At 59.4% G+C, this 15,438-nt stretch carries 12 protein-coding genes and 2 pseudogenes; 11 read left to right on the top strand and 3 right to left on the bottom strand.

The features are described 5' to 3' along the window. Nucleotides 1-46: 46 nt before the first annotated feature. From F6X39_RS03375 to F6X39_RS03400, 6 genes and pseudogenes are all read left to right on the top strand, one after another. On the top strand, nt 47-412 hold the full coding sequence (locus F6X39_RS03375; RefSeq protein WP_187615559.1) for a hypothetical protein: 366 nt from the start codon (nt 47-49) through the stop codon (nt 410-412). Between the two features lie 352 nt (nt 413-764). Then, on the top strand, nt 765-1,514 hold the full coding sequence (locus tag F6X39_RS03380) for an HNH endonuclease (protein ID WP_222945099.1): 750 nt from the start codon (nt 765-767) through the stop codon (nt 1,512-1,514). Between the two features lie 602 nt (nt 1,515-2,116). Then, complete coding sequence (locus tag F6X39_RS03385; RefSeq protein WP_187615709.1) at nt 2,117-2,905, top strand: hypothetical protein; 789 nt, start codon at nt 2,117-2,119, stop codon at nt 2,903-2,905. 567 nt (nt 2,906-3,472) lie between these two features. Next, nucleotides 3,473-4,107: pseudogene (locus F6X39_RS03390) on the top strand (malonic semialdehyde reductase). A 244-nt stretch (nt 4,108-4,351) separates the two neighbouring features. Next, the gene (locus F6X39_RS03395; protein ID WP_187615560.1) at nt 4,352-4,678 is read left to right on the top strand and encodes a hypothetical protein; all 327 of its coding nucleotides are present in this window, start codon (nt 4,352-4,354) and stop codon (nt 4,676-4,678) included. 606 nt (nt 4,679-5,284) lie between these two features. Further along, a complete protein-coding gene (locus F6X39_RS03400; RefSeq protein WP_187615561.1) occupies nt 5,285-6,022 on the top strand; it encodes a dienelactone hydrolase family protein in 738 nt (245 codons plus the stop codon). Between the two features lie 135 nt (nt 6,023-6,157). Here F6X39_RS03400 and F6X39_RS03405 read toward each other — a convergent pair whose 3' ends face one another. Next, a complete protein-coding gene (locus F6X39_RS03405; RefSeq protein WP_187615562.1) occupies nt 6,158-7,078 on the bottom strand; it encodes a LysR family transcriptional regulator in 921 nt (306 codons plus the stop codon). A 128-nt stretch (nt 7,079-7,206) separates the two neighbouring features. On the opposite strand from F6X39_RS03405, the gene F6X39_RS03410 reads away from it, so the two are divergent. Next, entirely contained in the window at nt 7,207-8,610 is a 1,404-nt protein-coding gene (locus tag F6X39_RS03410; RefSeq protein ID WP_187615563.1) for an MFS transporter, read from the top strand. Nucleotides 8,611-8,764: 154 nt separating this feature from the next. On the opposite strand, the gene F6X39_RS03415 is transcribed toward F6X39_RS03410, so the two are convergent. Beyond that, on the bottom strand, nt 8,765-9,034 hold the full coding sequence (locus F6X39_RS03415; protein ID WP_222945105.1) for a LysR substrate-binding domain-containing protein: 270 nt from the start codon (nt 9,032-9,034) through the stop codon (nt 8,765-8,767). Between the two features lie 26 nt (nt 9,035-9,060). Between F6X39_RS03415 and F6X39_RS03420 the strand changes: the two are divergent. Continuing rightward, nucleotides 9,061-9,862 (top strand): annotated as a pseudogene (locus F6X39_RS03420) (aldehyde dehydrogenase family protein); the annotation flags it as partial. A gap of 183 nt (nt 9,863-10,045) precedes the next feature. On the opposite strand, the gene F6X39_RS03425 reads toward F6X39_RS03420, so the two are convergent. After that, the gene (locus F6X39_RS03425; protein ID WP_187615565.1) at nt 10,046-10,435 is read right to left on the bottom strand and encodes a hypothetical protein; all 390 of its coding nucleotides are present in this window, start codon (nt 10,433-10,435) and stop codon (nt 10,046-10,048) included. Nucleotides 10,436-10,950: 515 nt separating this feature from the next. Here F6X39_RS03425 and oxlT point away from each other — a divergent pair. The 3 genes from oxlT to frc all read left to right on the top strand — a co-directional run bounded on the left by oxlT (nt 10,951) and on the right by frc (nt 15,365). Continuing rightward, nucleotides 10,951-12,282 (top strand): oxalate/formate MFS antiporter, encoded by a 1,332-nt coding sequence (gene oxlT / locus F6X39_RS03430; protein WP_187615566.1) that lies wholly within the window; start codon nt 10,951-10,953, stop codon nt 12,280-12,282. Between the two features lie 64 nt (nt 12,283-12,346). Continuing rightward, complete coding sequence (gene oxc, locus F6X39_RS03435; RefSeq protein WP_187615567.1) at nt 12,347-14,089, top strand: oxalyl-CoA decarboxylase; 1,743 nt, start codon at nt 12,347-12,349, stop codon at nt 14,087-14,089. 25 nt (nt 14,090-14,114) lie between these two features. Next, entirely contained in the window at nt 14,115-15,365 is a 1,251-nt protein-coding gene (frc, locus tag F6X39_RS03440; protein ID WP_184040886.1) for a formyl-CoA transferase, read from the top strand. The last annotated feature ends 73 nt before the right edge of the window (nt 15,366-15,438 follow it).

Consider the following 15,438-nt stretch of genomic DNA (forward strand, 5'->3'; position numbering starts at 1 on the left):
ACCGTTCGCAACCGAGGGCCGCGTCATGAGCAGACATGAGACACCAATGACTCGGCGCTACTGGGAGCGCGTTGGTGGAACTCTGGTGGAGGAGTATCTCATCGTGCCAAGCGGCCCGGGGGTCGGTCGGCGGCTGATCGATGCAGTTGTCATCGCGGACGGTGAGCATAGGATCGCGTCCCGATCCGAGCGGCTAAGTCTTGATGGGCACGACGTCATCGTTGTGCAAGCAAAGGCAAAGCGGCTCGGGATGTACCTTTTGGGGCAGGCCCTGTTTTCGCGAGTGCTGATCGAGGATCGCTATGCGCCTCGATCTGTGCGCGCGGTCGCGCTATGCGCCGCTGACGACGCCGTGCTTCGCCCGCTGGCCGAGCGATTTGGGATCGAGATCGCTGTGGACACGTTGACCTAGTGCACGCGATTCTTGCGCCCGCCGCGTACGCGGGCGAAGTCGATTACGCGTCAGCCACGGTGGCCGGTTCGGACTGCCGCCGACCAGCGGCGGGTCAGTCCGCACCCCGGCTTGGAATTTCGGGCAGAAAACCGCCGGCAATAACGAATCCCCGCTTTAACAGAAGCCTTGATTTCGAAACACACAGCAACGTCAGATAGTCGACATCAAAAGCTATTACGATGTTCATCAAGGTGACTCCGGAAATCCTTTCGAATTTTGGCTTCGGGACGGCTTCGCTTTTCTGACCCCGTACGACGACCGCAGCCTCAAAACGTATTCGAATGCTCTCAGCAAAATCAGGCCTGGCGACTTGGTATTCGCGTATGAAAGCCGTTATCTTGGCTCCCGCCGGGGGTATATCGGCCTCGGCACTGCACTTGCCGAGTGGGATCGCATCTCTCACCCCGGCCACAAGGAACTGTATGGCGATTCGTATTCGGCCGTTTTCCGAATCGCGGTGGATTGGAACACCGACTTTACCTGTTCCCTCGACGAAATGCAGGCCGTAGGAGCCGAGCCGTTGCTAGCAACGATTTGCCAGGTCAGCAAAGATCCGCTGAAAGGCCTATTGACGCTCAAGGCTGAGGAGGCCTCGAGCGAGCGGCAACTCCGCTCTGACGACGAAATGATTGCGGCGATACGACGCGACCCCTCGATACCGGAGACTGAAAAGACTCAACTCATTCGCGCCCGGGTGGGACAGGGACGTTTCAGGGAGGCAGTGCGACGGATCGAACCCAAGTGCCGCCTTACGTACGTCTCCCACCCCGACATGCTGCGCGCGAGCCACATCAAACCGTGGCGAAACGCGACAAACTCGGAGCGACTGGACGGCAGCAATGGCTTGTTGTTGGCCCCGCACGTCGACCACCTGTTCGATGGCGGGTGGATTACTTTCGACGAAACAGGAAAGCTGATTACCTCGCCCTTTCTGCCCGAGGAAGCGCTGCGACTCTGGAACCTGCCTGAAAACGTTGAGACGGGGCCGTTCAACGAAGCGCAGATCGAATATTTGCGTTACCACCACGTCCATGTCTTCAAGCGACCGGTCACGGAGTGACCCGGGACACTCGGGGGGAATGGTCAGCACTAGGGCGGCGGACATAGGTGCCCTCGGGTGACCGTCGGACCACTGGTCGATGTCTTCTTGACCAGGACCGGTTTGCTAACTGCACGCGCCCGACATCCGTCAAAGACATACGCCGTCCCCACAGCTCCCGGTCGCGCGACCGACCATCCAACGAGAGTGAACAGAGTGGTCCAATCATCTGGCCGCTGCCGCCTCCGGGACAGTAGTTCGGCCATTGCCGACGGTCAGCTATTGGCTGTGGTCGGTCGGCTTCACGACACTCTCCGGCCGCTCACACCCTCAGCGGTCGTGAGCGACGCGTCTCGCCATCCCCAACGCGTACTTACGACCCACATCTGCCCTTCGACCCGACGCGATCGCTACGGCAGCTTCCAAAGTGGAACAGCCATTCGAGCAGCCGTCTTAGCCGGGAAGTTCTCGGCCTTTATACCTGCCGTTGGGATTGCTGAGCTGACGAAGAACGGATCAAGCGGGTGCCTACGGCCGCTGTCGCGCGGTCGAGTTGACCGTGGAAGGCTTTGCGATAGACTGCCTTCATCCTAGAGGGGTTTGTCGTGGCTGATCTTAAAACCATGTTGGTCCGTTCGAACGCCGCTTGCGCCCTGATTTGCATGTCGCTGCTGGCGCACGCCGGGACGTCGGCAGACTCAGCCACTGTTACCCGTGCGACTGAGCCTGAAATTTCTGCCTCTGCAGATGTCCTGTCGACTCGGCCTTTCGTGGGCGACGACCCGGTTGCCATCAGGGACGCCTTGGCGGACCAGAGCTTCAATGCCAACTCGCCTTCGTTGAGCGATCGCATCAGGAACCTGATCCACGTCCCTGTCCTTAAGGCGCCAAGCGATCTCGACTTGCCGAAAGCCAGTCTCGACCGCGACCTGGCTTTCGTCGTACCGGCGCCCTACGGAATACGATATCAGTCAAAGACGCACCTGTTGACGGTAAACGTAGATCTATCCGATGACGACACTCCGGGAGTGATCCTGCTCAAGAAGACCATAACCGGACCACGCGGTCGAGGGCTTGTGGTGGCGCCGGAGGCGAAGGCCAAGGGGTACATCCAACATATCGATCTGATTGAGCTCAAGTCCGGCGAACGGAGCAAAACCAGGGTTCACGGACGCGTGACACTCTCGCAGTCGGCGTTCTACGAAGCGAATGGAGACTTCGCGATTGTGCTGATGTGTAGCATGGCGCCGCCTTACCTGACCGACCGACGCGAACATAGCGATCCCAGCGACGACGAGCCCACAGACATCACAACAAGAACCTCGACGCTGTACACCAACATTCACGCCATCTGGCTGGTGAGCCCGCAGCGGGGTATCGTGCTATCGAAGAAGCTGCATCTGTCGAAGTAAAGAAGTAAGAGACCCTGGATTGTTTTTCGACACAACCTCTCTCGGGGTGCCGGTTTCGAATCAGACAGAGGAAGCCGCAGCTTCTGAGTGTCACCAAGCCGGATTGTGCGCGGGAGACGCCGCTACCGGGAATAGCGGCATTGAACGTTAGCGTGAGACAGCGCAGGGACATCTGACATACTCTGCTCGCACGGAGCTGGATCGCGGCGCCGTGATGGTCGCGCGTAAGCTGTGACCCTTTGCAACGGTTAATTGAGGCGGGCAACGCGTCGCTACACCTTCTCTCGTTCGAAAGTGATCGGAGTCAGACTGATCTGCTCGGAAATGCCGACTTCCTTACAGTCCAGCAGGGTGCTCCCCGAAGCGTCACTGGTACCCGACCGCGCAAATTTTTCCATGGACGACGCGTGGTACGTCTATAACACCCGAACGGGGCTGCGCTCAGATCATCGATGATCTGCTGCGTGATGTTCACGAAACGCTTGGACGGCGTACGGCCCTCCAACAATTCGTGGTTGTTGATGCAGGAAGGCAACTTGCAACGTCCGTTTCCGCTGGGAGGCAAATATGGAGAAACGATTGAATGGAGGGGGGATGGATCTGCTGTTCCGTCAGGCTCGAGAACCCACAATAGCTGGCTGCCTAAGCCGGTCAGTGATGACACATTGCGCGAACTCTACGAGCTGATGAAGTGGTGCCCAACGAGCGCAAACTGCAGCCCAGCACGTATTCTGTTCCTGCGCACTCAGGATGCGAAGCAACGACTTCTGCCGGCATTGGCACCAGGCAATACCGACAAGACGATGAGCGCACCGGTGACAGCCATCATCGCTTATGACGGCAAGTTCTATGACAAGCTGCCCAAACTCTTCCCGCACGCAGATGCGCGAGCCTGGTTCGCCGACACACCGGAACTGGCCGAGGTCACGGCACGGCGCAATAGCTCGCTACAAGGGGCCTATTTCGTCCTGGCTGCCCGCTCGCTCGGACTGGATTGTGGTCCGATGTCCGGGTTCGATCATGCAAAAGTTGATCATGAATTTTTTCCTGCGAGCGCACAGGAGGGCACCTTCCAGCAGGAGTACTTTCCCGACAGCCACATCAAGTCGAATTTCCTCTGCAATCTGGGCTATGGTGATCCGGCAGGGCTGTTCCCGCGCAGCCCACGCCTAGATTTTGACGAGGTCTGCAAATTGCTCTGACCAGCAGGAACCCGGCTTCGCCGTCCGTTGACTAAAGCGGAGCCGACGCCTGAACGTCCGACCGACGACGCATTCGAACGTCGGCTTGTGGCCGGAAAGAGCCCGCACGCGGTGATGGGTCAATATCGGCTGGCAGGGCCCCGGATATGGCAGCCAGGGGACTTGCAATGGTGATGGTCCTGCTATCACTATTGCGTGTACTGGGCTACAGATGCTTTTTGAGCTTCGGATAAGGACGGACGCCGTGAGTATTCTCTGCCGAGTCCAGATTGCCGTAACGATTTCCGGGGTTGTCACCGGATGCGTGTCGCAGCCAATTGGGCCGGCTGTAGCTGTGAAGCCGGGGCGCGACAAGCCATTCACCGTCTTTCTGCGGGACGATGCGCAGTGCAAACAGTATGCGAGAGAGCAGCTGGCGCGCGGCGTGGACACCCGCGCTCAGAGCGATGCCAACGTGTCACGGGCACAACTGAATGTGCAGCAAAGATACTATCTCGCGTACCTGGAATGCATGCGCGCGAAGGGAAATGAGGTGTCGGACGGTGCAGCGCCAACTACGCAGTCTGAATAGGCAATCTTCAATGTGTTGTACTTTCCCAGGCGCATCGGTTACGAGCCCATGCAATTTTCTGGGAAGACTTCCTTCAGCTTTTTAACAAGCGGCCTTGTTGCAAGGGAATTTCTTGACAAATCAGTGCATTGCGACATATTTCAAGCCGCGCGATGCGAAGTGACACCTTTAATTCGGACTGAGGCGAATTGACGTTTTTATTTCGTTCGGACTGGAAAAAAAATCCTCAACTCGCGCTGTCAGATCCATTGCAGCGGCTTGATTTGCATAAGGCGACTTGGCGGCCGAAATACAGCCATTGAGATATGAAGAGAATCTTTCTAGCCATGTCCCTGCGACGGTGTAACCTGGACCCAGTCAGGCCGGGCTGTCGAACGGACGATGCCGGCGACGGCGACCGGCTCAAGTCGACCCACAAACGCCGTTCGACATAGCACCGTCTTGACGACAGCTTCCAAGGTACAACGGCCATTCCCTGACCATTAGACGTTTGGCGAAACGAGGGATCGGTTTAATGACTCAGGAGGTTAAATGCACACTGCTGAACAGAGACGGATGTTGACGATAGACTACTCTCGGCACACCTATCGGCAATAGGAGAATTTCATGCCCCACGAACAGGTGACTATTCGAACTCGCGACGGCGAATGCCCCGCGAATATTATGACGCCTGCTGGCGAGGGGCCGTGGTCACCGGTGATTTTCTTTATGGACGCTGGCGGGATCAGGCCTGCGGTGCTTGAGATGGCACAGCGTGTTGCAAACGCCGGCTACGTCGTGTTACTCCCCGACCTCTTCTACCGCTACGGCCCCTACGAAACCCTCGTGCCAGACGAAGTCTTTAAGGGCGACGTGCGCGCAATTCTAGGCCCATTGATGGCTACGACAGGGAATGATAAGGCTGCGAATGACACCGAGGCCTTCCTGGCCTATCTCGATGCCCGCAGCGATGTTACGGGCACCAAGGTCGGCGCAATAGGTTTTTGCATGGGTGGCGGTATGGCGATTACCGCGGCGGCCACCTATCCTGATCGTTTTGTGACCGTCGCCAGCTTCCATGGTGGCAATCTGGCGACCGACGCGCCAACCAGTCCACACTTGCTCGCGTCCAACCTAAAAGCAGCGGTCTACCTCGCTAGCGCAGAGAACGATGACAGCTATCCGCCGGCGATGGCCGAGCGCCTGGAGAAGGCGTTCGTCGAAGCCGGTGTAAATTACCGCGCGGAAATTTACACCGCCGCTCACGGTTGGATGGTGCCGGACTTCCCGGTATACGACCATGCCGCCGCCGAGCGCGGGTGGGAAGCGTTGTTTGCGCTGCTGAATCAAAACTTGGGCGGTTGAAAATCAATCCGACGCCAGAATGGCGCCTTTGAATGGCCGGTATCAAGTGCGGAAGGCGCCGCTCGAGCGTCCTGGCAAACGGCCAAGCGAACGTCCCTTGGTGGCCGCACCCGGCCGGACGACCCGCGGGTATATTCAAACCGGTGAATTGGAGATGTTGCCGAATCGCTCCACGACAAAGTCAATGAAACTGCGAAGCTTCGGAGACATCTGGCGATCGCGCAAATAGAGCAGATTGATCGACCGGACCGGGGGCCTATGAGACGGCAGTACCTCGAGCAACCGGTTCGTCTTGAGATCTGTGTCCACGAGAATGGCGGGCAGCATTGCGATGCCCATGCCAGCAAGCACGGCCCTGCGCAGGGCGTCCGCATTGTCGATCTTCAAGCGTCCATCGATGGGCACACTTACGCTTCCGTTCGGTCCAGACAGCGTCCACTCGGGCTGTGCCGCGTGCATTTCGGAGCGAAGTGGATAGGCGTAGGTGAGGCATTGGTGGAAGCGAAGCTCCTCCGGTGTCGCCGGTACGCCGTTCGAATCGAAGTATGCGCGCGACGCACATAGCACGAGGCGATACGGCTGCAGAGGACGTGCAATGAGGTCATGGTTACCCGGCGTACCGATGCGAATGGCCGCTTCGAATCCGTCCTCAATCAAATCCGTCAATGCATCGGTGGCGACGACATCCAGCCGGACCTCGGGGTAGCGCCGGCAATAATCCGCAATTGCTGGGATCAGACACTCGTTGCTGAAAATCACAGGTGCAGTGATGCGCAAGCGTCCGCGCGGGGTCGCAAGATGATCGAGCGCCAGGCTTTCGGCGTCGTTGACAAGGCCGAGAATTTCGACACAACGGTCATAGTAAGCCCGCCCGAACGCGCTGATCTGCTGTTTGCGCGTGGTGCGGTGGATCAGTCGTGTGCCGAGTCGGGCCTCCAGCGCCTGCAGGTGGTTGCCGACCATGGTGGGCGACAGATCACACGCGAGCGCGGCGGCTGTCAGGCTACCGGACTCGACGACGCGCACGAAAACAGTCATTGCCTTGAGGAGATCCATTACACAATATTAGTGGGTTCTGTGCCAACCTGCACACGCTTTATCAAAGATAACGGGGGAATTAAAGTGCGTCGTGGCCAACGCTCGAACGGTCCCGTTCGTATCGCGCCCAACCCGGACCGCTCATCATGCATAGACCCTCGACGCGATCGCCGCGCCTCGCCTTGCTCGCCGCCAGCCTTGGCTTCGTCATCATCTGTCTAGACGTCACAGTGGTAAACGTCGCGCTCCCGCGCATTCGGGAAACCTTATCCGCCAGCGCCGCGGAGCTGGAATGGGTGCTCAATGCCTACACGCTCGCCTTTGCCTGCCTTCTGCTCAGCGCAGGCGCACTCGGTGACCGGCTGGGGGCACGGCGCGTGTTCGTCAGTGGCTTTGCATTATTTACTTTGGCGTCGGTGGCATGTGGCTTCGCAATCGGCGCGGCCACGCTGGTCACGGCGCGGGCGGCTCAGGGCGTCGGCGCTGCGTTGTGCGTGCCGACGTCGCTATCGCTGCTCAACGCGAGCTTTCCCGACCCTCGGGCGCGAGCCAGGGCCGTGAGTATCTGGGCCGGAACGGCCGCGCTCGCGCTCGGGGCCGGTCCGGTCGTGGGAGGGGGGCTGGTCGACTGTTTCGGCTGGCCGAGCATCTTTCTGATCAACGTGCCGTTCGGTGTTGCCGGCATCTGGCTGACGCTAGCCCATGCGCCCGATACTGTCCGTGACGCAGCGCGCCGCTTCGATCTGCCGGGGCAGATGTTGGCGGTGGTTGCGCTCGCCGCGCTGATGTTCGGCGTCGTCGAAAGCGGAAGCCTGGGTTGGAGAAGTCCGGCTGTGCGGACGGGTGTTGCTTGTTCTGTCCTGTTCGGCCTACTGTTCGTGCTGGTGGAAAAGCGGCAACGGCATCCGATGCTGCCGCTTTCACTATTCCAGATACCGGCCATCAATGTGAGTTCGGCGATCGGGCTGTCGCTCAACTTCGGCTATTACGGGCTGATGTTCGCGATGAGCCTCTTCTTCCAGAGCGTGCGGCACTATACGCCGCTCGAGACCGGCCTGGCCTTCTTACCGATGACCGCCGTTGTGACCGTGGCGAACCTCGTGTCCGGCGCCCTCACGGCACGGTTCGGCTACCGTCTTCCGATGGCGGTCGGGCAGGCTCTGGCGGCGGCCGGCTTCCTGTCGCTCGGACTGATCGAGGTCAGCAGCAGTTACCTGGCGATTACGGCGCCATTGCTGGCGATCGGTGTCGGCGTCGCGCTAGCGGTTCCGTCGATCAATACTGCGGTCCTTGCGAATGTCGATCCGCGATCCGTCGGTATTGCTTCAGGCGTGCTGAACACGGCGCGCCAAATTGGAGGCGCACTCGGAGTAGGTGTCTTCGGATCGCTTGCCGTCGGAACGGCCGGCAACCTGGTCAGCGGCCTGCACGCGGCCGTCATGATGGCTGGGGCTTTCATGGCGGCGGGCGTGGTGATGGCGATTACCGGTTTGAAACCGGCAGGATCGGTGGAACGGCTCGGAGCGGCTCGCCAGGGCGTTCGACGGTGAGCCCGTTGTTGATGTGATCGGCTCTCAGCGACCCTGAGCGGCCTCTCAGGGTCTCACCGCGTGAATGGCTGGTTTCCAGGGCGGATCGGTCATATAGGAATCTGCGATTGAACCGTTTTCAGGCCGCGCACCAGTCAATCACGAAACGGTGGATCTAGAGGGCATCCACCGTTTCTATATTGAGTTCGCGCGCAAACGCACTGAGTTCGCCACCGACCTGGGTTTTCAGCGCGTCGACAAACCGCTTGATCTTGGCGTCCACAAACTGACGCGACGAGTAGACCGCGTAGACATTGCGCGAATGGGTGTGATAGTCAGGCAGCACGCGTACGAGCGCACCGGTGCGCAGGTCTTCAATGGCGTAGAAGCTGGCGAGCAGTCCTATACCGGCACCGTCGCGCAAAGCCACGGCCATGGCGTCCATGTCGTTCACGCAAAAGTGTGGTCCCGCCGGACGACGTCTCGAAGCACCTGATCGCCTCGCCGATCATCCGCAAGGTGACGTTCACGGGCTCGGTGCCGATCGGACGTCTGCTGTCGGCGCGCGCAGTTGAGGGCGTAAAGCCCATCACACTGGAACTCGGTGGGCACGGTCCCGTGCTCGTGTTCGACGACGCCGACGTCCAGAAGGCGGCCGTCGAAGGCGCCGCCAACCGGTTCCGCGGCACTGGGCAGATCTGTATCTCTTCGACGCGCTTTCTGATTCAGCGCGGCGTCTATGACGAATTCGTCGAGCACTTCGTGAGCGCAGCACGTGCGCTCAAGGTCGGCGACGGCATGCAGACGGGCATGCAGGTTGGCCCGCTCGCCAACGCTCGCCAACTGGCGAAGATGGAAGCCCTGGTGGCTGACGCAGTGGCACGCGGGGCGCGCGTGCTTGCGGGCGGCAAGCGCATCGAAGGCGACGGCTTCTTCTTCGAACCCACCGTGCTTGCCGATGTACCGATGGATGCACGCGTCATGCACGAAGAGCCGTTCGGTCCCATTGCGGTGCTGATGCCATTCGACGCGGTCGCAGACGGCCTCGCGGAAGCGAACCGACTCCCTTATGGCCTGTCGGCCTACGCGTTCACGAGCAACGCGCGCACGGCCATCGATGTGGCGGACGGGCTCGAAGCCGGCATGATTGGCATCAACCAGTACCGCATCGTCTCGACGGAACTGCCGTTCGGCGGCATGAAGGAAAGTGGCCACGGCTCGGAAGGCGGCACCGAAGTGCATCGAGTTCTATCTCACCAACAAGTTCATTACAGCAGTTCATCCGGAAGGCTTATCAGTGCTTTGTCGGGTAATTAAACTGTCTGCGAGAGCCTTCGATTCAAGGGCCAGCAGTATCACCGTCGATTTCGTTTGCATGATCTGTTTCACGGCACTTGCAGAAAGCCGATAGTGGCCACGCCATGCAAACCACAGCGCCGTGCAGGTAGCGCGCGATCTACACGCCAGCCAGCGCTGGCAACTCTGTCTCGTACGACGTGCGCTCGGACCGGCGGTTCATCTGTGGTTGATGCATCACGTGGCTCGGATTCGGCACACTATCGATGCGCCTCTGTAAGCGCGACGGATAGCGGGCTTTTTTCCTGTCGAGAATAGCCCGACTCAAAAACTCAGCGCTATACGCTTTCAGCAAGTGCGCATGATGCGCTTCAATGTACGCGGCAATCTGTTCCTGTTCGCCGTGAACTGCGGCCAGCGACGTCAGCGTGCGCTCATCCCAACGGAAGCGCAGGCCGAGTTCTTCGAAAACGGCGTTATAGGCGCAAAGTTGCGCCTCGACTTCCGCATCATGCGCGCTGTCTCGGGCATCGAATTGAGGGGGGTTCATGGTCGTCTCCTTCCGGCAAATGGCATGACCGAGAATAGAAGATCGGATAGATAAACAATAATTAAAGTTTTTTCGAAAAATGATAGGTTTTCACTTATACATGTAATTTCGTGTATCGCAGTCACGGTGCGGAAGACACTCGCCCTCGTATCGCACCGCGCACCGGTCCAGCATCACGATAGATCTGACTATATCCAAGGCCGCGACAACACGGGCGCACAAGTCCTTCGTCGGATGCGTCGGCTCCTTGTATTAGGGATGCTTAATGCAAATCATAAAATGTTTTAACTTTCGCTTATCGTCATTTTCGCGCAGCATCCCCTCACACCCGCTGCACGCCAATAGCTTTCACCCCACTGTTGTGCGTTCAACGAGTAAGAACTTTCGTTAGTGCGCTTTTCTCTGGCCGACCATTGGCGCCTCTTTGCTCGCAGACATAGCAGCGACGAAGCGATTCGATCACGTAAGTCCAACGCGCCGCTCGAGTGCGACGGAAAATACAGGAGACGAAAGACATGGGACATTCCAACGGATCGGAGAGCGGTCGTCCAGCGTTCTGGCATCACCGGTGGATTCAACTCACGATCGGCATCTTATGCATGGGGCTGGTCGCGAACCTGCAATACGCGTGGACGCTGTTCGTCGTCCCGATGGATAACGCTCACCACTGGGGCCAGGCGGGAATCCAGACCGCATTCACCATCTTCATCGTCACCGAAACCTGGCTCGTTCCCGTAGAAGGCTGGCTCGTCGACAAGTTCGGACCGCGCCCGGTGGTGACCGGCGGCGCGCTCTGCGCGGCGATCGGCTGGATGATCAATGCTCATGCAAGCAGTCTCACCGAACTCTACATCGCGGCAGTCATCGCCGGTATCGGCGCGGGCTGTGTGTATGGCACCTGCGTCGGGATGGCACTCAAATGGTTTCCGGACAAGCGCGGTCTCGCAGCCGGGTTGACGGCGGCAGGCTTCGGCGCCGGCGCAGCGGTCACGGTGATTCCGATTGCCAACATGATCCAGCGTTCGGGCTACGAGCATACATTCATGTTCTTCGGCATTTTCCAGGGCGTCTGCATCCTGCTGCTCGCCACCATGCTCGTACGGCCTAAACCGCCTGCCTACGCGGTCGCGCCTAAACGTATTGTCGCGAGCAAGATCGACTACACGTCCCGCGAAATGATCCGTTCGCCGCTGTTCTGGGTGCTCTATCTGATGTTCGTATTCGTCGCGGCCGGCGGCATCATTGCAACCGCTCAGCTCGGACCGATCGCCAAGGAATACGGCTTCGCCAGAATGCCAGTCAGCCTGCTGGGTATCACGCTACCGCTTCTCACGATGACGCTGTCCATCGACAATCTGTGCAACGGTTTCACTCGCCCTCTGTGCGGCTTTCTATCGGACCGCATTGGCCGTGAAAACACCATGTTCATGATCTTTCTCGGCGAAGGCGTCGCACTGCTCGGTCTGATGCAGTTCGGCCATAACCCGTACGCGTTCATGTTCTTCGCCGCCGCCGTATTCCTTTGCTGGGGCGAAATCTTCTCGATCTTCCCGGCGACCTGTGCGGACACGTTCGGCAGCAAATACGCCGCAGCGAATGCGGGGACGCTCTACACCGCGAAAGGGACTGCTTCGATGCTGGTGCCGGTTGCATCGGTGCTATCCGCGAACGGTGGATGGAGCACCGTGTTTATCTCAGCGGCCGTGATATCGATCGCGGCCGCCGTATCCGCGAAATTCATTCTCGCCCCCATGAGAAAACGCTGGATCGAAAACTCAGGCGCGCCGGCCGGAGTGGCCGTCGCCGAGGCACGGCTGCAACCGTCGTCCGGCGGCTCGTCTGAATGAATGACCCCGTGAGCACGCCGCTCACGATCCAACTCATCACGCCCCGCTACCCAGGAGAGATGTCATGGCAGAAGCCGACCAGCCCACAACAGACGCTACGTCACAACAACAGGCAAGCGAAACGACCGATGGATTCCATCTCGTCATCGACGCGCTGAAACTGAACGACATCAACACCATCTTCGGACTGGTCGGTATTCCCATCACCGACCTGGCTCGGCTTGCACAAGCGGAAGGGATGCGTTTCATCGGCTTCCGTCATGAACAGCACGCAGGCAACGCGGCGGCGATTTCCGGCTACATCACGCAGAAGCCGGGCATTTGCCTGACCGTGTCGGCGCCAGGCTTTCTCAACGGTTTGACCGCCCTCGCCAACGCAACCACGAACTGTTTTCCGATGATCCTGATCAGCGGTTCGAGCGAACGCGAAATCGTCGATCTGCAGCAGGGAGATTACGAGGAAATGGATCAGTTGAACGCGGCCAAGCCTTACGCCAAGGCCGCATATCGCGTGCTGCATGCAGAAGACATCGGCATCGGCGTGGCGCGGGCGATCCGTGCAGCGGTGTCTGGCCGGCCGGGTGGCGTCTATCTGGACTTACCGGCCAGGCTGCTCGCTCAAACGCTAGACACCGTCAAGGCGCAGCAGTCGCTGGTGAAAGTGGTCGACGCCGCGCCGCGTCAGTTGCCGGCGCCGGAATCGGTCAAGCGTGCGATCGACGTGCTGAAAAGCGCAAAACGTCCGCTGATCCTGCTCGGCAAGGGGGCGGCGTATGCCCAAGCTGACGCGGAAATCCGCGCTTTCGTCGAACAAAGCGGCATTCCGTATCTGCCGATGTCGATGGCCAAGGGCTTGTTGCCCGACACGCACGAGCAATCCGCATCGGCAGCGCGCTCGTTCGTGCTGCAGGAAGCCGATGTTGTCTTGCTGATCGGAGCGCGTCTGAACTGGCTGCTGTCGCATGGCAAGGGTAACGCGTGGGGCGCGGCGCCGAAGAAGTTCGTGCAGGTCGATATCTCGCCAACCGAAATCGACAGCAATGTCGCGATTGCCGCGCCGGTGATCGGCGATATCGGTTCGTGCGTGGCGGCACTTCGCGCCGGCCTCGATGCGAATTTCGCAAAACCGGGTGTCGAATGGACCGGTGCGATCGCCGAGCGCAAGAACAGAAATCTCGCGAAGATGGCCGCTACGCTCGACAAGAACCCGTCTCCGATGAATTTCCACAGTGCTTTGCGTGCGATCCGTGACGTGCTGAAGACGCGCCCGGACATCAACGTCGTCAACGAAGGTGCCAACACGCTCGACTACGCCCGCAGCATTATCGACATGGCCGAGCCGCGTAAACGCTTCGATTCGGGCACGTGGGGAATCATGGGTATCGGTATGGGTTTCGCGATCGGCGCGGCGGTAACGACCGGCAAACCGGTGGTCGCGATCGAAGGCGACAGCGCCTTCGGATTCAGCGGTATGGAACTCGAAACGATCTGCCGTTACGACTTGCCGGTTTGCACGGTCGTATTCAACAACAACGGCGTATATCGCGGCACCGACGTGAACCCGACGGGCGGCAAGGACGTCGCGCCTACGGTGTTCGTGAAGGGTGCGCGCTACGACAGGATGATCGAGGCATTCGGCGGCATCGGCTACCACGCGAGCACCCCGGAAGAACTGACGAAGGCACTACTCGAGGCAATCGCATCCGGCAAACCGAGCCTGATCAATGCCGTTATCGATGAAGCAGCCGGCACAGAGAGCGGCCGCCTGACCAATCTGAATCCGCAAAGCGCGGCAATGAAAAAGTAATCGGATTAACCAAGGAGATACCAACATGACCAAACCTCTCGAAGGCATCAAGATCATCGACTTCACGCATGTTCAGGCCGGTCCCGCGTGCACCCAGTTGCTCGCCTGGTTCGGTGCTGACGTGATCAAGGTCGAAAGGCCAGGTTCTGGCGATGTCACGCGCAACCAGTTGCGCGACATCCCGGATGCCGACGCGCTGTACTTCACGATGCTTAACAGCAACAAGAAGTCGCTGACGCTCGACACGAAGAAGCCGGAAGGCAAGGAAGTGCTCGAAAAACTGATCCGCGAATCCGATGTTCTGGTCGAAAATTTCGGACCGGGCGCATTGGACCGGATGGGTTTTTCCTGGGAACGTCTGAACGAACTCAACCCCAAGATGATCGTGGCCTCAGTGAAGGGTTTCAGCGACGGTCACCACTACGACGACCTGAAGGTCTACGAAAACGTTGCGCAATGCGCGGGCGGAGCGGCCTCCACCACCGGCTTCTGGGACGGTCCGCCGACCATCAGTGCCGCGGCGCTCGGCGACAGCAACACAGGCATGCATCTGGCGATCGGCATTCTGACTGCACTGCTGGGGCGCGACAAAACCGGCAAGGGCCAGAAGGTCGCTGTGTCGATGCAGGACAGCGTGCTGAACCTGTGCCGCGTCAAGCTTCGCGATCAGCAGAGGCTGGAGCGAGTGGGATATCTCGAGGAATATCCGCAGTATCCGCACGGCGAATTCGGCGATGTGGTGCCGCGTGGCGGCAATGCGGGCGGCGGTGGGCAGCCGGGTTGGGTGCTCAAATGCAAGGGCTGGGAAACGGATTCGAATGCCTACATCTATTTCACGATCCAGGGTCATGCATGGGAGCCGATCTGCAAAGCACTCGGCAAGCCCGAGTGGATCGATGACCCAGCCTATAAAACCGCTGAAGCGCGTCAACCGCATATCTTTGAGATCTTTAAAACCATCGAGGCCTGGCTCGCCGACAAGACCAAATTCGAAGCGGTCGACATCTTGCGTAAGTTCGACATTCCGTGTGCGCCAGTGCTGACGATGAAGGAACTGGCCAACGATCCTTCATTGCGCGCGAGCGGGACGATCGTCGAAGTACCGCACAAGAAACGTGGCTCGTATCTGACCGTCGGCAGCCCGATCAAATTCTCGGACATGAAGCCGGAGGTCACTGCGTCGCCGCTGCTCGGTGAGCATACGGACGAAGTGCTGGCCGGCCTTGGCTACAGCAAGCAGGAGATCTTCAATCTACGCGAAGTCAAAGCAGTTTAGCGGCGTCACGCAGGCCGGGATTCTGGCTCTGATGAGCGGATGCGGCGCCTCTGACGGTGCCGCATTCGATTCA

The sequence above is a fragment of the Paraburkholderia sp. UCT2 genome, from assembly GCF_014397665.1.
GTDB classification, from domain to species: Bacteria; Pseudomonadota; Gammaproteobacteria; order Burkholderiales; family Burkholderiaceae; genus Paraburkholderia; species Paraburkholderia tuberum.